This window comes from Acinetobacter sp. YH12069 (assembly GCF_013419675.1).
Classification (GTDB): Bacteria; Pseudomonadota; Gammaproteobacteria; order Pseudomonadales; family Moraxellaceae; genus Acinetobacter; species Acinetobacter amyesii.
Window position 1 is genome coordinate 113854 of the sequence record NZ_VOZS01000013.1, and the last position, 18167, is coordinate 132020.

Annotated in this window: 21 protein-coding genes and 1 rRNA gene; 13 read left to right on the plus strand and 9 right to left on the minus strand. The window is 41.0% G+C overall.

Translation table 11 applies throughout. From position 1 onward, the window contains the following. Positions 1-300: 300 nt before the first annotated feature. Positions 301-1572, minus strand: coding sequence for a bifunctional phosphopantothenoylcysteine decarboxylase/phosphopantothenate--cysteine ligase CoaBC (gene coaBC, locus FTU16_RS11510; protein WP_180163296.1), 1272 nt, complete (start codon positions 1570-1572; stop codon positions 301-303). A 112-nt stretch (positions 1573-1684) separates the two neighbouring features. Between coaBC and radC the strand changes: the two genes are divergently transcribed. The 3 genes from radC to FTU16_RS11525 all read left to right on the plus strand — a co-directional run bounded on the left by radC (position 1685) and on the right by FTU16_RS11525 (position 4500). After that, positions 1685-2386 (plus strand): DNA repair protein RadC, encoded by a 702-nt coding sequence (radC, locus tag FTU16_RS11515; RefSeq protein WP_180163297.1) that lies wholly within the window; start codon positions 1685-1687, stop codon positions 2384-2386. A 75-nt stretch (positions 2387-2461) separates the two neighbouring features. Then, positions 2462-3373 carry a bestrophin family protein gene (locus tag FTU16_RS11520; RefSeq protein WP_078191309.1) on the plus strand — a complete coding sequence of 304 codons (912 nt, stop codon included), beginning with the start codon at positions 2462-2464 and terminating at the stop codon, positions 3371-3373. 77 nt (positions 3374-3450) lie between these two features. Further along, positions 3451-4500 (plus strand): hypothetical protein, encoded by a 1050-nt coding sequence (locus FTU16_RS11525; protein WP_180163298.1) that lies wholly within the window; start codon positions 3451-3453, stop codon positions 4498-4500. Here the strand turns inward: FTU16_RS11525 and FTU16_RS11530 are convergent. Further along, complete coding sequence (locus FTU16_RS11530) at positions 4487-5344, minus strand: PHP domain-containing protein (protein ID WP_180163299.1); 858 nt, start codon at positions 5342-5344, stop codon at positions 4487-4489. The genes FTU16_RS11525 and FTU16_RS11530 overlap by 14 nt on opposite strands. A gap of 44 nt (positions 5345-5388) precedes the next feature. On the opposite strand from FTU16_RS11530, the gene FTU16_RS11535 reads away from it, so the two are divergent. Genes FTU16_RS11535 through mnmC form a run of 4 tightly spaced genes read left to right on the plus strand, consistent with a single transcriptional unit; the run spans position 5389 to position 8836 of the window. Continuing rightward, positions 5389-6000, plus strand: coding sequence for an inner membrane-spanning protein YciB (locus FTU16_RS11535; RefSeq protein ID WP_078191311.1), 612 nt, complete (start codon positions 5389-5391; stop codon positions 5998-6000). A gap of 28 nt (positions 6001-6028) precedes the next feature. Further along, positions 6029-6331 carry a YciI family protein gene (locus tag FTU16_RS11540; protein ID WP_111885436.1) on the plus strand — a complete coding sequence of 101 codons (303 nt, stop codon included), beginning with the start codon at positions 6029-6031 and terminating at the stop codon, positions 6329-6331. A 5-nt stretch (positions 6332-6336) separates the two neighbouring features. Beyond that, positions 6337-6852: a hypothetical protein gene (locus tag FTU16_RS11545; protein WP_078191313.1), complete on the plus strand. Its 516-nt coding sequence runs from the start codon at positions 6337-6339 to the stop codon at positions 6850-6852. A gap of 37 nt (positions 6853-6889) precedes the next feature. Beyond that, the gene (gene mnmC / locus FTU16_RS11550; protein WP_180163300.1) at positions 6890-8836 is read left to right on the plus strand and encodes an FAD-dependent 5-carboxymethylaminomethyl-2-thiouridine(34) oxidoreductase MnmC; all 1947 of its coding nucleotides are present in this window, start codon (positions 6890-6892) and stop codon (positions 8834-8836) included. Positions 8837-8880: 44 nt separating this feature from the next. Here mnmC and FTU16_RS11555 read toward each other — a convergent pair whose 3' ends face one another. Further along, on the minus strand, positions 8881-9195 hold the full coding sequence (locus FTU16_RS11555; RefSeq protein WP_078194202.1) for a rhodanese-like domain-containing protein: 315 nt from the start codon (positions 9193-9195) through the stop codon (positions 8881-8883). 92 nt (positions 9196-9287) lie between these two features. Here FTU16_RS11555 and FTU16_RS11560 point away from each other — a divergent pair, with 92 nt between their 5' ends. From FTU16_RS11560 to FTU16_RS11570, 3 genes are all read left to right on the plus strand, one after another. Next, positions 9288-9776: a YajQ family cyclic di-GMP-binding protein gene (locus tag FTU16_RS11560; RefSeq protein WP_078194203.1), complete on the plus strand. Its 489-nt coding sequence runs from the start codon at positions 9288-9290 to the stop codon at positions 9774-9776. A 27-nt stretch (positions 9777-9803) separates the two neighbouring features. Further along, positions 9804-10307, plus strand: coding sequence for a DUF4442 domain-containing protein (locus tag FTU16_RS11565; RefSeq protein WP_180163301.1), 504 nt, complete (start codon positions 9804-9806; stop codon positions 10305-10307). Positions 10308-10439: 132 nt separating this feature from the next. Next, complete coding sequence (locus FTU16_RS11570; RefSeq protein WP_168378710.1) at positions 10440-10940, plus strand: ester cyclase; 501 nt, start codon at positions 10440-10442, stop codon at positions 10938-10940. A gap of 66 nt (positions 10941-11006) precedes the next feature. On the opposite strand, the gene FTU16_RS11575 is transcribed toward FTU16_RS11570, so the two are convergent. The 3 genes from FTU16_RS11575 to FTU16_RS11585 are packed head-to-tail and all read right to left on the minus strand — an operon-like array spanning position 11007 to position 12776. Further along, on the minus strand, positions 11007-11426 hold the full coding sequence (locus tag FTU16_RS11575; RefSeq protein WP_078191328.1) for an acyl-CoA thioesterase: 420 nt from the start codon (positions 11424-11426) through the stop codon (positions 11007-11009). A gap of 21 nt (positions 11427-11447) precedes the next feature. After that, a complete protein-coding gene (gene trxC / locus FTU16_RS11580; RefSeq protein ID WP_180163302.1) occupies positions 11448-11879 on the minus strand; it encodes a thioredoxin TrxC in 432 nt (143 codons plus the stop codon). Next, a complete protein-coding gene (locus FTU16_RS11585) occupies positions 11880-12776 on the minus strand; it encodes an alpha/beta hydrolase (protein WP_078191320.1) in 897 nt (298 codons plus the stop codon). It lies immediately after the preceding gene. Positions 12777-12900: 124 nt separating this feature from the next. Here FTU16_RS11585 and FTU16_RS11590 point away from each other — a divergent pair, with 124 nt between their 5' ends. Both FTU16_RS11590 and FTU16_RS11595 read left to right on the plus strand, forming a co-directional pair. Beyond that, a complete protein-coding gene (locus tag FTU16_RS11590) occupies positions 12901-13236 on the plus strand; it encodes a TIGR01244 family sulfur transferase (protein ID WP_078191321.1) in 336 nt (111 codons plus the stop codon). Beyond that, the gene (locus tag FTU16_RS11595; RefSeq protein ID WP_180012071.1) at positions 13229-13651 is read left to right on the plus strand and encodes a beta-lactamase hydrolase domain-containing protein; all 423 of its coding nucleotides are present in this window, start codon (positions 13229-13231) and stop codon (positions 13649-13651) included. The genes FTU16_RS11590 and FTU16_RS11595 overlap by 8 nt, the downstream gene beginning before the upstream one ends. Before the next feature lie 157 nt (positions 13652-13808). Here FTU16_RS11595 and FTU16_RS11600 read toward each other — a convergent pair whose 3' ends face one another. Beyond that, on the minus strand, positions 13809-16025 hold the full coding sequence (locus tag FTU16_RS11600; protein WP_180163303.1) for an Ig-like domain-containing protein: 2217 nt from the start codon (positions 16023-16025) through the stop codon (positions 13809-13811). Positions 16026-16166: 141 nt separating this feature from the next. Between FTU16_RS11600 and FTU16_RS11605 the strand changes: the two genes are divergently transcribed. Further along, positions 16167-17546 (plus strand): dihydrolipoyl dehydrogenase, encoded by a 1380-nt coding sequence (locus FTU16_RS11605; RefSeq protein WP_180163304.1) that lies wholly within the window; start codon positions 16167-16169, stop codon positions 17544-17546. 12 nt (positions 17547-17558) lie between these two features. Here FTU16_RS11605 and FTU16_RS11610 read toward each other — a convergent pair whose 3' ends face one another. Beyond that, positions 17559-17954 carry a hypothetical protein gene (locus FTU16_RS11610; protein WP_180008967.1) on the minus strand — a complete coding sequence of 132 codons (396 nt, stop codon included), beginning with the start codon at positions 17952-17954 and terminating at the stop codon, positions 17559-17561. Positions 17955-18052: 98 nt separating this feature from the next. Next, positions 18053-18167 (minus strand): 5S ribosomal RNA (gene rrf, locus FTU16_RS11615).

The following is an 18167-nucleotide window of genomic DNA, read 5'->3' on the forward strand; positions in this document are numbered from 1 at the left end:
AATAGCCAATAAAACACACAGTACAAGCCAAATTATCAAGATTTCTCAATTTTATATTTAATTTTGATATCAATCACTTAAATTGCATTTTTACTGTTTTAAAACACTGACAACCTTGGTCTCTTGCTGACATATTTTTGTTGAAAATGACCATTTTGGTAGTAGTTTCCTAACCTTCATATTTTCAACATGAAAACGATTCCATTGTGAATTTTCAATATAAATCCTGAAATAAAACATCGTAAAGGCGCCATAAAAAATCCCCGAATATTGCGGGGATTTTTAAGGAATCAACTGAAATTATTCATCGTCCATTTCAGGCTCATGATGTAGCGCATCATGTATGGCTTCCACCAATTGCTGTGCAATTTCTTGTTTTGACGCCTTCTCTAAATCACGCTTTTCCATTTGATATTGATCGGCGAAGAACACGGTCATGGCATTTTCGTCTGAAGCAAAGCCAATGTCTTTACGTGAGACATCATTGCACGCAATCATATCGAGTTTTTTCGCCACAAGTTTGCCTGCAGCATACTCTTCGACATTGCGTGTCTCGGCGGCAAATCCCACCATAAATGGACGTTTTGACTGCTGCGCAATCGTTGCAACGATATCTGGATTTTTAATTAAAGCCACATTGAGTTCATCGCCAGCTTTTTTGATTTTATGCTCTGCAACTTCTGCCACGCGATAATCCGCAACAGCCGCTGTTGCGATAAAAATATCACAGCCTTCATCTAACATTTGCAGACTAGTCTCTAACATTTTAATTGCAGACTGCACATTAATCCGTCGTACACCATTTGGTGTATCTAAACTGACGGGTCCTGCGATCAGCGTTACTTTAGCCCCAGCTGCATAACAAGCCGCTGCCAGTGCAAAACCCATTTTCCCTGTGCTGTGGTTGGAAATATAACGAACAGGATCTATCGACTCGCGTGTTGGACCTGCTGTAATCGCTACATGTTTACCTGCAAGCATGCCAAATTTTTCAGCAATAGCTCGCTGTGCTTGATGAAAATAGGCCGTCACTTGATCCGCTAAATCTTCTGGCTCAGGCATACGTCCTAAGCCCACATCTCCACAGGCTTGAGAACCGGCATCGGGCATGATCACATGTACGCCATCTTCAACCAGTGTATTTAAATTACGCTGTGTCGCTTTGGCTGCCCACATTTGCTGATTCATCGCAGGGGCAACCCAGACGGGTGCTTTAGTCGCAAGATAAAGTGTTGAAAGAAGGTCATCTGCTAAACCCGCCGCAAATTTTGCCAGCGTGTCGCAACTTGCAGGAGCAACCAATACCAAATCAGCCCAACGTGCCAATTCAATATGCCCCATACCCGCTTCTGCTTCGGGATTGAGTAATTCGGTATGTACAGGGTTGCCTGAAAGCGCCTGAAACGTTAGCGGGGTCATAAAGGCTTGCGCACCTTGAGTCATCACCACGCGCACATCAAATCCAGCATCTTTTAATCGACGGACAAGAATGGCACTTTTATAGGCTGCGATACCACCAGTGACACCTAAAAGAATATTTTTTGTGGGCATTACACTTAAATCAAAGCTCACGAACAGGCTACCTATCTGTTGCAGTGGCGCTCACAATAGCATTAAATATGCACTGACCCAACAATCTGCTGTGAAAAAGCCGATTGACTGATAATAAAAAAGTCTAAGAATAATGAATAAATCAATTAAAAATTGGCCTGAACAAGAGCGCCCACGTGAACGCCTGATTCATCAAGGCGCACAAAGTTTATCCGATGCTGAGCTACTGGCTATTTTCCTACGCTCTGGTTCCCAGCAGCATTCTGCTGTCGAGCTCGCACGACTCCTGATCCAACATTTTGGTCAGTTGCAAGCGCTAATGAATGCGTCACTTGAGGATTTGCGCCAGTTTCATGGCATCGGAAACAGTAAATATGCGCAGCTCATGGCGGTAAAAGAACTCGGTAAACGCTATGTGAGTCAACATTTTCAAAATGAAGCCTTGCACTTGCAACACTCTGAACAATTACAAAATTTTCTTCGCTTTGAATTTTTAGCGGAACGTCAAGAAGTCTTTGGCGTGCTCTGTCTAGATGCGCATTTAAGAAAAATAAACTTTAAAAAACTTTTTTATGGCAGCCTCAATACCTGTGAAATTTCCATCAATCAACTGCTGCGTTATGCCATTTCTGAACACGCCAGCAGTATTGTCATTGCACATAATCATCCTTTCGGTCGTGCAGAACCTTCTGCTGCCGATCTTGAATTGACTCGACTCATTCAGCAGGCTTGTCAGCTGGTGGAAATTCGACTGATCGATCATTGCATTATCTCAACAGAAGGGAGTTTTTCCTTTGCTGAACATGGCTTGCTCCAAGCACACTCATCTGCATGAAACAGTTATTGACAAGTGCTTGAGCAAACCCGAAGATCATCATAATTTTTTAAAACTAGAAATTATCATTCGAACATGATCGTCCGTGACCAACCGAGTATTTTTAAACTGCTATTTTCTTGGCGAGGAACGATTTTACCTAAGGTTTTACCGCCGCTCGGGATCGTTATGTTGCTGTCTGCCATTGTGGGCGGCTTATCCTATGTCGATATCTTCCATTTTACCGAATTTCCTTTGGTCGGCTTTACCCTAATTGGTGTCGTGCTGTCGATTTTTTTAGGCTTTAAAAATTCAGCTTGCTATGACCGTTGGTGGGAAGCTCGGCGTTTATGGGGCATTTTGATTGCCAACGCGCGACATTTTGACCGTGACTGCCGTTTACTCAGTCAAGGCCGTCGTGAACGTGTGATTCAACATGTGATCGTCTTTGCCAACGTTTTACGTGACCGACTCCGCCATCAAACCGCCAATCCCACTGAACTGGTTGAAACCAGCGGCATGAGTGCGAATGCCATCACCCAGTTATACCAACAGGCCAATGCACCGCAGTACACGTTGAGTTTGATTCAATGGGAGCTAATGCAAGCGCTCAAAGATGGTGAGATTTCAGATATTATTTATACCCAGATGAATCAGCATGTGATGGAACTCAGCACCGTACAAACCGGCTGTGACCGTATTGCCACCACGCCATTACCGTTTGCGTATTCAGTCTTGCTGAATCGAACCGTTTATTTTTTCTGTTTTGTCTTACCCTTTAGCTTGGGTTCTACTTTAGGCCTTGCGACCCCCCTTTTGGTCGGGATTTTGGCCTATACCTTTTTAGGCTTAGATGCGCTGAGTTCTGAGATTGAAGAGCCCTTTGGTACACAAAGTAATGACCTTCCATTGGACTCGATGGTGCGTACTATTGAAATTGAACTTCTTGGAACTTTAGGAAAACCCACCCCACCACCGATTCAAGCTAAAGATCATAATTTATTATAATTGGTATGCGTTTCGCCTGAATGCACGGATCGCATTCAGATCCATGATCCATACAACACCCATAATAAGGAAAAATCATGAAAATAAAAAAACGGATTTTCACTTATAAGCCACAACCGATTCTGCATCCTTGCAAAGCGCTTGCTGTGATTTTCATGTTCGTTGTGTTGCTGTTTAGCATCGCATTACTCCTAGCATGGCAAGGCATATTATTCACATCATGGCAAAGCAATTGGCAATTCTTATTCCTGATGAGTGCTCTATTTGTCATCAGTATATTTCGTGACAAATCGCAAAGAATCAAATTTCCATTTTGGATTCAACAGCATTTGATTGATCCCAAATTGGCTTTGGATTTAAAAGAACACGCCTTACGCAGTTCAGATGCTGTGATTGTGGATTATCGAGAGGTCCGTGAACATTGGTGGCAAGGCAAACAGCAACAATTGCTCTTAAAGCTCAATGAACTTGAAGAGGCGAAATGGTTTAGCGTCGATCTCCATCAAGTCTTTGCGAGTACTTTGTTTTTAAACATTCATGTGCAATTGAATTCTGCCCTCATTGGGCAACAGATTTGGGTGCATTATTTGGCACGTACGCGCACCATCGTGCAGTTATATGCGCATGATCAGCTTGATGATTTTCATCAAATGAAAAACTACTTTGCCATGCCCTATACGGGGAATATCTATTTTGAGCAGATTCCAACACGGCTTACGTTGGATTTACCTTATTTATCGGAAATTCATGCCGTTCGTGAAGAAGATCAACCCGGTTATCTCCTCAAACTGAAAACCAGTTATGGGCAGAGCTATCGTATCAGTTCACAGGCACGGCATTTTGATAAACTCGAATTGGCACTCTCAAGCGCCATTGATTTTATTCCTTATCGCAATTTTAAACATCAACCTACCATGCAATCTGCCTTGCTGACCAAGAGGCATCCTCAACGCGTGACAAGTCTACTGTTGTGCATAATCGTCATCAGTGTTTTTATCATCGCGTTTTTGTTCAAGGCATGGTTCTGGGCATGCGTTGCCGTGGGCTGCCTCTATCTGCTTTACCGTAACATTCAGCATTATCGAACTTCACCGTTTATCGAAGATCCTGATGTCAATGTGACTTAAAACTGTCCCAGATTCCAACTTGCCCTTCTTTCACTCGAGGGATGTTGCCGAGTTTGATCCATGGCATATTGTCACCATGAAAATCACTCCCAACAGAAACTTTTAAGTTAAAGGCAGCAATCATACGATCCACCATTTGACGAGTCGATAATGGCTCAATTGCCGGTGGTAATTCCACTGCATCACCGCCCGCTTCAGCAAAGATTTCAATCAAATAACGAATATTGGTCGCAGATAAATCATAACGCGTTGGATGCGCTAACACTGCAAAGCCACCACTGGCATGAATCACCTCAATGGTCTCAACAAGACTCGGACCTTCAAATTTTACAAAAGCTTTTTTGCCTTCTTTAATATATTTATCAAAAGCTTGTTGTGGACGTGAAACTACCCCCTTTTCCACCAAAGTTTTGGCAATATGGGTACGTGTTACCCGATCTGGAATATGGTCGACTTTGGCAACCACATCGCTATAAATATCTTGACCAATTAACGGTATCAGTAAGTCACAAATCTGCCGAGCACGTTCCGCTCGAATACGCTTTTGATCCATCAATAAGGCTTGTATGGGCGCAGGATTTTGCATATTTAAAGCGACGATATGCACACCATAACTTTTTTTGGTCGCAGGTCTCGACCACTGGCTGGAAATCTCCACGCCAGAGATTAATTGCAGCTTTAATTCATGAGCGACTTGCTCTGCTGCCAACAATCCGTCCATCGTATCGTGATCAGTCAAAGCCAGCGTATGAATTCCAATAGCACTTGCGGCCTGCACCAAAGCCTCTGGTGACAAAGTACCATCAGAAATATTACTGTGTGTATGTAAATCTACGCCTTGCATCTCTATACTATGTCATTTATTTGATCAGATTTAGATACTCTAACATGAAAGCACTTTTAGACTTTGTGCCACTCATTATTTTCTTTTATTTATATAAAACTGTAGATCCAAAAGATACGCAGCACCCATTATTACAATTAATTGGTTCTGCTGGGGGTGTCGATAACAATAACATTCTTGTGGCAACATCAGGTCTCATCATTTCCATGCTTGTGGTTTATGGTGCATTGTTTGTCATGCAAAAATTCCGTCTAGATAAACAACAATGGATTGTGTTGTTCATGACCGTGATTTTTGGTGGTATTACCCTGATGCTAAGCGATGATTTTTATATTCGCTTAAAAGCCGTTTTACTGAACTTAGTTTTCGCAGGGGCGTTTTTACTTTCTCCACTGTTTAGTAAAGATAAGAAACCGCTCATCGAACGTTTATTTGGTCCAGTCTTAAATTTAACCGCTGTCGGTTGGAAACGATTGAACTATGCATGGGCTGCAATGTTCGTGGTGATGTCATGTTTACACACCTTTTTCGCTTATTTGTTTGCAGACGGAAAATATTGGGGTGAATTCACTGCTTTTGGTGACATGATCGTGATGTTTTCCTTTATCATTATTCAGTTTATTGTATTACGTAAATACTTTAAGACCTCAGAATAATCCATTCGGTCAAAAATCAGGAAAAGTCATGCCATTATTCGTCGTAAGCTGTACAGATAATGAAGGTACAGTAGAAAAGCGCCTTGCAGTTCGCCCTCAACATCTTGAACGTCTACAAAAACTTGATGATGAAGGTCGTCTGATTGTTGCAGGTGCGATGCCTAAAGATCCGGCAAACCCACAAGCTGGTTTTTATGGCAGTACGATCATTGTCGATTTTGATAGTCGTGAAGACTTAGACCAATGGTTGGCAGATGAACCTTTCCTCAAAGAAGGGGTTTATGGCCAAATTGATGTCAAACCATTTAACAAAGCATTTCCTAAAGGATAAGGTTCATGCGCGTCGTTGTTTCTAGTTTACTGGGCTTATCTTTAATTTGTTCAACTGCATGGGCTGAAGAACCGGCTCCTGCACCTGCTGTAGCCCCTGCTGCTCAAGCAACGACTGCAACACCTCCTCCCAATCCTGTGCCGCATACCATTCCTGCCAATAAACCGGGCATCATTAAAGTGGCGGCAACTGTCAATCCCAATGGTCAACCTCAAGATGCAAATCCATTGACCATTGAACAACTGGCAAAAAATAAAGCACTGCAAGATGCCAAAGTCAAAGCGATGGTCAAAGACCAATCTGTACGTTTACAACAGTTAGAAAAAGCTAACCTTGAAGCCTTGGCGCAAAACCAAGAATTACAACTTAAAAATGATAGCTTGGGCGTACAAGTACAAGTGCTACAAAGTGAACGTAGCGCGCAGATGTTTTTATATGGCGGGACCACACTTGGTGTTGGCGTGATTTTAGGTTTCTTATTGGCCAGTTACGTCTATACCAAACGTCGTCGTCAATGGTAATTCGTTTTTCTACTTCAATTTAAAGGTTGCTTGAGTTTTGTCAGGTGCAATTCAGACTGCCGATCTCGATTGGCAAATGATCGATGGCATTGATATTCCAGTGTCTAAACAGTTTGGTGATGTGTATTTTTCGAAGGATAACGGCCTACTCGAAACACGTCATGTGTTTTTAAAAGGGAATGACCTCGACACTCGCCTTGCGGCACTGACTGATTTTGAATATTTCAGTGTCGGCGAAACAGGTTTTGGTACAGGCTTAAATATTTTGGCCTTGTGGCAATTATGGCAACAGGTTCGTCCAGATAATCACAGTCATCTGCATGCTATTTCTGTAGAAAAATTCCCTTTATCTAAAGTAGACCTCATTCGTGCATTAAATGCATGGCCTGAATTACAACCTTTGGCACAGCAACTGATTGCGCAATACCCTGAACCCATTGCGGGATGTCATCGACTCAATTTTCCAGAAGAACGTTTTTCAATTGATCTTTGGTTAGGCGATGCACACGACGTGTTTCCGGTCATGGCAAAAACTGCTACGGTCAATGCATGGTTCTTGGACGGTTTTGCACCCGCCTGTAATCCTGACATGTGGGAAGAAAACGTACTCAAAAATATCGTACGTCTATCAGACATTGGGACGACCTTCGCCTCATTTAGTGTGGCAGGTGTACTCAAACGCGGCTTACGTGAGCATGGCATTACCATTACACGACCACGTGGCTTTGCTCATAAGCGTGAAATGCTCAAAGCCTTTTGGCTCGCACCTGAAAAGTTAGATGATCAATCCAATGCTGCTGACATACCCACTTTAGACGAAAAAAAAAATCCTGAAATCACTGTAGGTCATAAGCCCCGTCAAATCGCGATTATTGGCGCTGGCATCGCCGGTTTAAGCTGTGCTTGGGCATTTGCTCAACGTGGGCATCAAGTGCGTATTTACGAGAAATCAGCACCACTCAGCGGTGGGTCGGGTAATCCTCTTGCCCTACTCAACCCTAAACTCAGTCCAATTGAACAAAGTGCTGAACATTTGATGACCTTGAGCTGGTTATATGCACTCAAGCATTATCAAAACTTCAAGGCATTTCGTCCCTTACAGATTCACCAATCTATTTTAAAAAATAAAGCAGAACACCTTGATTTAGCTCAAAGTTATCCTTCAGAGGTATTAGCTGCTGAAGAAGGCACGCTAAATCAATTAGCCTCAACATATCCAACCCTGCTCCTCAAACAAGCAGGCGCAGTCAGTCCACATCAGCTTCGTGACCAAATCTTGGCACATCCACACATTGAATTGTTACAAGCAGATATTCAACGCATTGAGCAACAACAAAATGGCGTTGCGCTATTTACACAGGATCAGCAGCTTCCATCTGCCGAGCATGTCATTCTCTGTGCGGCACGTGACAGTATGCAGCTACAAACAGATTATCCAGAGCTGCGTGCCATTCGTGGACAAGTCAGTTGGTTGAACAACCCAGCTCAACAAATGGATATGCATACAGCCTATAGTTATGGGGGCTATTGTATGCAACTGGATGCCGAACAAATGATTATGGGCGCGTCATTTTATCCCGGCCGTGATGACACCGACGTTCTCACCGAAGATCATGTGCATAACTATGAACTTATCCACAGTGTATTCCCCGACTTTGCCAAAACCTTAGCACCGATTGAGCAATGGCAAGGACGTGCCGCAATTCGCGCACAGACAAAAGACTTTTTCCCGGTAATTGGTGCAGTCCATGAAGATCAGCACATTTATAGCTGTAGTGGACTCGGTTCTAAAGGTTTCCTGTATGCCCCGCTCTGTAGTGAAATCATTGCCGCGTTGGTCTTAAAAGAAGCCTGCCCTATTCCAACACAGCTACTCGATAAAATTCATGCAGCACGTTTTATACGCCGCACCAAAGCGAAACAAAAAACCAAGAAGCCTTATTTTCAAGGTCAGGTGCCCTTAGCACCACCTCAAGAAAAATAACGCGCAGTAAAAAAGCGCCTTTCGGCGCTTTTTTTGATTCGATCTTATTTCCCTTGTTCCAAAGGAAGACCGGCATCACGAGCAGCACGCGTGCCGCCCATTAAGATTACATATTCACGTGAGCTGTCAAAACCCTCTAGTAACTCTGCTGCACGTGGAGCTTTACTTCCGCCACCACATAAAATGTAAATGGGTTGATCCGTTGACACCTGAGTCAGTGCATCTGATGACAATGCGTTGATCGGTCGGTTAACCGCACCTTTCACATGTGCTTCAGCATAAGCACTTGCATCGCGAACATCCCAGATAATCGAGTCTTCTGGGAACTCAAATGTTGTAATTTCTTGTTTACGGATCATTGCACACTCCTTTTGATGTAAACAACACTTGGCAAATGAAGAAAACATCCCTAGCATCTCAGATATTCTTTCCCTTTGTAAAGGTTTAATCTATGCCTTCTTTTGATATTGTTTCTGAATTAGAAGTTTTTGAAGTAAATCATGCAGTTCAAAACACGCAAAAAGAAATTGCGACGCGTTTTGACTTCCGTGGTCAAGACGTTTCAATTGAGTTAAATGAGAAAAATAAGGAAATCAAAATCTCAACAGAAAGCGATTTCCAATGTGAGCAAGTGTATACCATGCTCGAAAATCATTTCTTCAAACGTAAAGTTGACATTCAAGCACTCGATCCACAAAAAATGACGGCTTCTGGTAAAAACGTCATTCAAGTGATCAAACTAAAAGACGGTCTTGACTCTGATACTGCAAAAAAAATCAATAAAGCCATTAAAGAAAGCGGCATTAAAGTGCAATCTTCTATTCAAGGCGACAAAATTCGTGTGACTGACAAGAAACGTGACACTTTGCAACAAGTAATGGCGTTCTTAAAAGAGCAACAGTTTGGTGTGCCGCTTCAATTTAACAACTTTAAAGATTAAGGCAGCACAACTGCCATTGAGGTCAATATGGCACGTCCAAATCGTCTAAATAAACTGGTCAAAGCAAGCTCTAAATTACCCAAAGGTATTCAAAGTCGTTTGCTCAGTCGAGCTTTTGGTCGTGTCGTACCCATGGTTGGAACAGCTAAAATCCAATATCAACATGTCAGCCCTGAGCGTGTTGAGGTGAGCATCGCCAATCATAAGGCGATGCAAAACCATATCGGGCAAGTACATGCCTGTGCCATGGCGCTGATCGCAGAAACAGCCACAGGCTTTGTCACAGCAATGAACGTCCCAGACAGTGCCATTGTCCTGATTAAAAGTCTGAAAGTTGATTTTAAACGTCCAACCCAAGGTGGGATGACAGCCATCGCAACGCTTACACCCGAACAGCAACGACAAATGCAAAGCACAGAAAAAGGTGAAACCTTAGTACAGGTCTTAGTCACCGATGAATCTGGTGAAGCACCGATTCAATGTGAAATGCTTTGGGCGTGGGTGGCAAAATCCGCTCTGAAAAATAAATAAATGTAAATAAAACTTACTTTTAGGTAAGTATAAGTTTTACCAAATTTCAGCAAAATCAAGACTGTTTTTTACTATTTATACGCCGTAATTCCGCTCAATATGCTTGCACGACACAAATATATTGAGCACTTTATGAAAAAAATCATTCCCCTTTCATTCATCAGCATGGCGGTTTTTTTAACTGCATGTCAAAGTAATATTCCTGCAACGCCAACGACTCCAAATCAAGCGGCTGATAGCAATATTAAAACCAGCCAAGCAGCGGAAAATAAGAAAATCGTGATTGATTTTTATGAAGGTGTCTTTCTTAAACATCAGGTTAAGACATATGCTGACCGATATATTGGCAATCAATATATTCAACATAATCCGCATGTACCTGATGGCAAAGCGCCATTTGTCGATTATTTCACCCAGTATTTTAAACAAAATCCTGAAGCAAAAAACCAGATCAAACGTGCTGCTGCCGAAGGTGATTTGGTCTATTTACATGTGCATTCTACGCAAAATAAGCAAGACCGTGGAGAAGCCATTATTGATATCTTCCGTGTTGAAAATGGCAAGATCGTCGAACATTGGGATGTGCAACAAAGCATTCCTGAAACCAGTGCCAATTCAAATACAATGTTCTAAGTTTTAATTCGTGATTAATAAAAAAGCCACTCGTTTGAGCGGCTTTTTTCTTGCGTCTAACTTTAATTAAGCTTGATCTGCAGCAAATTTAGCTTTTGCATCCGCAGGAATTTGACGCTTAGCACCTTTCACATCCACAGCGACAAATGTAAACACACCTTCGGTTACGCGAATTGGATCACGTGAGCTGTCATGGCTATCCCAAACTTCAATCTGCATTTGGATAGAGGTATTACCCACTTTTAAAATTTTGGTATATACACTGATGACATCCCCGACTTTCACAGGAACGAGGAAGGTCATTTGGTTAATTGAAATCGTTGCACAGCGTCCTTGACTGAAACGCTCTGCGTGAATTGCACCGGCCAAGTCCATTTGTGACACGATCCAACCACCGAAAACATCACCACTCCAGTTGGTGTCTGCAGGCATCGCGATGGTTTGTAGGGAAAGCGTTCCTTCAGGTTTTACATGAGTTTCTGACACTTTAGCTCCTGGCGCTGACATTTATTGAGGTAGATTTAACTGCTGATTGAGCCATTGTTGTAACTCACCAGCACGCATTGCACCGCTTATTCTAGCAATTTCGTTGGTTTTATTCATCAAAACCAGTGTAGGAATACTACGAACATTAAATGCACCGCTCAATCGAGGGTTTGCTTCTGTATCAATTTTGGCAAAAACCACCTTCGGATTAGATTTTGCAACTTGTGAAAAGTGGGGCGCCATCATCTTACATGGTCCACACCATTCAGCCCATAAATCGATCAGCACAGGTAAATCACTATTGCTAATAAAATTTGCAAAGTTTTTTTCATTCAACTCGATGGGCGCCAATGGAATCAATGCTTGGTGACATTGACCACATGCAGGTTCAACTTCGAGTTTTTCTTCAGGTACACGGTTTTTTGCACCACATTCAGGACACACAACGATCATTTAGCTGACTCCAACATGTTGATGTAAAAATTCTAATTGGGTTGCCATGGCTTTTTCAAACCATTGCCCATGATAAATATCAAAATGCTGCATTTCCCACTCATAATATTGCACATACGGTGCAATATTGGTCGCAGTTTCTCGGCTTGATTCGATGGGAATCAAACTATCTTCTTTGGCTGCAATAAAAAGTACTGGTATACTAATTTTACGTACATCTAATATTGGGCGATAACGGATTAGCTTAAAAAAGGCCCGAGCCGGAATTTCTCCACTCCAATAAAAATCAGGATTTACAATCGATAAATAGCCCGCATAACTGTCTTCAGACTGTAAAAAACATAATCGATGTGGATCGACTACAGGCAAAGTCGTTGGGCTCATCCCAACTTTTGAGCCCATATAGTCCTGACTTGATAATTTTAATGCTTTGGGTAATTGCTGTAAGGGATACAATTTTGCACTTTCAGCGCCGTCGACAAATGGGACTTGTACCATCACCGCTTTAATATTTTTAAGCTCTGCCGCCAAACTGAGTACATAGCCACCACTCAGCGATGTTCCCCATAATACAATGCGTCTCGAATCAATCGATTTACGCTGCTGTAAATGATCAATCATGGTCCGCCAATCTTCAAGTTGAGCTTTAAGATTCACCAACTCTCTCGGACGCCCTGTACTGCCACCCCAATAGCGATAATCAAACAACACGACAGCATAACCCGCTTGTACAAAGCGCTTTGCATATTGCACTAATTTAAATTGGCGTAATGCCGCTAAACCATGTGCCATGAGAATGACTGCAGGTTTTTCAACAGATTTTGGACGATAAAAGTCAGCAGCTATAACATCTTGTCCGCTTTTGACATACAGTGGTTCGACTGTATAGGCGTGCATACGCGCTCCATTGCGTTATTTTATGGTTGTAATCGCTTATAAAAATTTAAGAACATTCTGCTCAAGTTTGTGCTTAATGCTATCATAAAGCATAAATCTATGAATTAAATTATGGAGTGACTCAATGAGCGAAAATGTTGGTTTTGCAGGTCAAATCGGCCCAGAACATGTAGCGCAAGTGGTTGAAAAAGGCTTTAAATCGATTATCAATAACCGCCCTGACATGGAAGGTGGTCCTGAGCAACCAACCAGTGCTCAAATTGAAGAAGCAGCTCGTAGCGCTGGTTTAGACTATGTACATCAACCTGTCGTTGCGGGTCAAATTTCTGAGCTAGATGTCCGTAACTTTGCCAATCATTTTAATGAATTGCCAAAGCCAGTGCTCATGTTCTGCCGTACAGGTAACCGTTCAAATAACCTATATCAACTAGCAAAACAGATGGATCTTTTGGATGACTAAGGCTTTCATTCAAAAAGCTTTATTGATCGCGACTTGCGTCTTTTCAGCACCTACATATGCAGATAATAACAGTCAGCCCTTAAATGCAAATTTAAGTGTCTCTGGACAAATGACCACAGATAAGTTTTCAAGTTTACTCAAACAACTTAAATTTAAATCTGTAATTGTGAATCGACCAGATAGTGAGGCGGGCAATGAAGTGACTGTTTTACAGTTACGAGGCATTGCGGAAAAGTCTCATGTGAGTGTTGTGTATCAACCTGTGCAAAGCGGTAAAATTTCTCAAACAGACGTGAAAGAATTTGCCAAATATTATAATGAGCTTCCTAAACCCATTTTGATGATTTGTCGTAGCGGCTCTCGTTCGACATCTCTTTTCAATCAAGCTAAGGCTCAAGGTTTGCTCAATGACTAAATTTGTGTTTGCAGTTTTATTTACAACGTTGTTGCTAACAGGGTGTAATTCTATGAATGTACGTCCAACCGTTGGTGTAAGTGTCGGGACTGCACTTTAAATTCTCAGTCCCTAAAATAAAAAACAGCGCCGAAGCGCTGTTTTTTTTATTCTTATATTATTTAATATTTAACCAAGATGTTACGCTCTTACCGCCTGGAACACTTGAAATGATTTTTACATCATCTCCTGCTGTACAGCCTTTCAAGCGAACTGTGTAACTCACTAGGTCATTTCCATTATTTGCGAATGTACTTGGTGTTAATAAAGCCATAGTATTCGGAACTGTTAAATTTCCACTTCTAATTTCAGCTTCACAAGATAAATTTTTATAAGCGATTTCAGGAGTGCCCGTCACAGTTGATGCAATCCCCCCCTTACTCCCCATTCCAGTTGAATCAATTATTACAGCATAATCAACATTATCAATGGTTACAATTAGAGTAGTATTTGGTTCTGCCCCTGAAACTTTCAAGATTTGTTTAGTTGAATCTGTAGCATCTAATTGAAGTTTAGCTTTAGGTTGAAAATCACTATTATCTTTCACTACTACAGAAATAGTTGTACCTGATGGCATCGGCACTGTTTTTTGCGAGTTGCCAAACACTTGGAAGCTAAAATTGCCTGAACCACTTGTAATAAACCCATTACTATCAAATCCTGTATTCCAAACAAATGTTGGTGTGTCGTGTGCAAAAGAGAATACCAATTGTTGGCGGAGTACTGCACTTAGACCACTGTCGCAAGTATTTGGGATATTCGGTTGTGCAAAGCTAGAAATCGCGCATTGTAATGCACCAGCGGCTTTTTGATAAATGAATTCACCTACACTATGTAAATTATCTTCGTTATCATCCTTAAAGAAATCGCCAATATTATCAGTTAAGGTATCCGTGCCTGCTGTATATAAATTGTCGCCATTATTATCTATATAACTCTTGTCACCTTCAACATAGGCTAAGACAGTCACACGGTTATCTAAAGGTCTTGGGCTCTGGGTCGTTAAAGTCACAGAGCAAACACCTTTATCATCAGTCATACAGTTTGAATCAACTTTACCGCCTTCGCTGACAAAACTGATGACTGTATCTTTCGGTACAGGGTTACCTGTACGGTCACGCATACGGGCAACGATCGTTGCAACATCCCCATCAATATCTGTACGTAAAGATTGTTTCGAAACAGATAGACTGACACCATTTTGTGTAACGCGTCCAGAAGAAACCTTCACGCCTTTAGAAATTGCTGATACAGTTGGAGATGCGACCAATGTTGCTTTAATCTCTACAGGGCCTGGAATATTACCTGGATATAAATTAACAACAATTTTACCTTTAGAATCACTTTTTAATATTTGGCTAGCGCGGTTATTCAATGTCACAAAATTAAGATCATTTGGCGCTTTTTCCAAAGAGACCTCTACGTCTTTATCTTTTGCAGGAACACCATTGGCATAAAGCGTAAACTCAATAGAGTTAGATGCTGCAGATCCACTGCTCTTTATACCTAAATTAACATCAGCGGCAGTTGTATAAACTAGAGAATCTGCTGCTACCGCTGCAATATTAAGTGTTGTTGTAACAGTGGCTGAGCTGCTTGGCGAAGATGCTGTAACAACAACAGGGCCTTCACATAAATCACCATTCGAAGCAATGGCTTTATATGAAGTAATAACATTGCCTTGATTTGATGAAATTACAGATGCAGGATCGAATGTTCCACAACTTGCAGTAAAGTTCACCGTTACATTGTTTTGCGCTTGAGAATTTTGATTTAAAGTTTTTAAAGTAATATTTGTAGAAGCGCCAGATGAAAGACCAGCAGCTGCAGCAGATATATTTGATAAGACAACATTTAATGACTGTAAACTAAAGACTGCATCTTTTGCTGTAACGGTATTACCATCATATTCAGCACTTGCTGAAATTTTGTAGGCACCTGTACTGCTCAAATTTTCAGGTGTTACTGAAATAGTTGCTTCACCGTTTGCATTAGTCACAACTGCAGCATTAGAGCTGCCAAAAGTGACTCCACCAGTTGAAGTAAATGTAACGATTGCTCCACTAACACCATTTCCAGACTGATCTGTCACTTTTACAGTAGCTGTTACACCCTCTGCAGTAATAACCGTAGTCGAATTACCATTCAAATCTTTCAGCTGAATTGCGCTAGCATTCAGCGATTTGACTTCTTCACCAGTATTGGGATTTGTTGAAGAACCACCAGAATTTGCCCCTTCATTAAAATAACCATCACTACCACCACCACCGCAACTTGCCAACAATACGGCTAAAGCTACAGCTGACAGTTTCATAGTCACTTGTTTTTTTTGCATGGAATTCCCCCAAAACCCTCAATATATATAGAGTTGTTATAAATATTTATTGGTTGCTATGTAACCATAATTATAGCTTTATGTAAACAAAAGGAATACAAATGTTTGATATGTTAAATTTGAAGAATGAAGGAGAATTTTATGTACGACATCATCATTATCGGTGCAGGAACAGCAGGCATTTCAGCCTATAAAGAAGCAATTAAAAAAACACAAAATATCCTTATCATTAATGATGGTCCCTGGGACACTACCTGTGCACGCGTCGGTTGTATGCCAAGTAAAATACTTATCTCTACTGCCAACCGTATGTACGAAATACGACATGCTGATAATTTAGGCCTAGATGTCAAAAGTGAAATTGATACCTCTAGCGTCATGCAACATGTTCAAACCTTACGTAATCGTTTTACACGAGCCACGTTAAAAGATGTTGAAAGTTGGCCAAGCCAGCATAAAATTTCAGGTAAAGCTGAATTTATTGATTCAAATACCATTCAAGTAAACAACCAAACATTTAAAGCTAAGTCATTTATCCTTGCTGTAGGTACAACTCCTGCTATAGATGCTGAACAAAAAAAAATATTAGGCGATAAATTAATTACATCAGATCAGATATTTGAATTAGAACAACTCCCTAAATCAGTCGCAGTTATTGGAAGTGGCGTCATCGCTTTGGAATTAGCGCAGGCTTTAACACGCCTCAATGTAAACACCACTGTTTTTGCACGTAGTCGAAAAATTGGCTCATTGACTAGCCCCATATTACAAAAGCTCGCACAGGAAGAGTTAAGTAAAGAATTAAAGCTAAAGTTTGAAATTTTACCTGAACATTACTCTCTTGAAGGCGATCTAGTTCATTTAACCTATACTGAAGAAAACGTACAAAAGTCGCTACAAGTTGACTATGTTTTAGCTGCAACTGGCAGACGTACATTATTAAATACCTTAGGTTTAGAACGTATAAGTGCAGAATTTAAAGATATTAAAAATTTACCGATCAATCCGGATACAAAGCAACTAGCTGATTATCCAATTTTTATAGTCGGTGATGCACATACCAATACCCCTATCCAACACGAAGCAGCTCATGAAGGTAAATTTACAGTACAAAACTGTTTAAACTTTCCACAAATTAAATCCATCAAGACGCTAACCCCTTTAGGCATCTTATTTTCTACACCACAAATGGCAACTATTGGTCAAAGCTATAAGCATCTACAAGATAAAAACACAGAATTCGTCATTGGTTACGTTTCTTATGAAAAACAAGGTCGTGCGATTGTTGCTGCTAAAAATAAAGGGGCTGCCGAAGTATATGTGGATACAATTAACCATACACTATTAGGAGCTGAGCTATTCTGTGCAGAAGCTGAACATTTAGCACATTTGCTAGCTTGGATGATTTCAGAAGAACTAAGCATACATGAAATTTTGAATAAACCGTTTTATCATCCGACATTAGAAGAAGGTTTAAGAACAGCACTGAAACATGCAAGACGACAGCTCAATCAAGCTTAGTCTATAAATGTCTCAGGGAGTATAGTAACCACTCATATTCCCTGCAGAAAACCCTGCGATAAAAGCATATTCGATATAAAATTGAGTCAGATTCAATCCATATAAAACCAAACAAACCACTACAAAGACCACCAATGCTGACATCACACGCGCAGCTTTATGTTCTGCCTGATTATATTTTGATGTTTGAATTACCACATTTTTCAATTTATTTCGATTGATATAAAACTGCTTAAAAATAGGCAATCGAATAATCAAAATATGCATCAGCACAATACCTATAAACCAATGCAAACCTGCAACCCAATAATTAAATAACAAATGCTGTGGATACATGACCACACCGATCAGAATCAGCGATAAGACTAAATTTAACAGTAAGTAGTTCGGATAAAATTTTCTGTACATCAAGAGTTTATAATTATTTTATGAATGATTTCAGACTATATCTTTTCCCCAAGCATAAAAAAACCCCCTGACATATCAGGGGGTGTTTTCGAATAATGAGCTGGCGATGACTTACTCTCACATGGGTAACCCCACACTACCATCAGCGCTAAGAGGTTTCACTTCTGAGTTCGGGAAGGGATCAGGTGGTTCACTCTTGCTATTGTCGCCAGC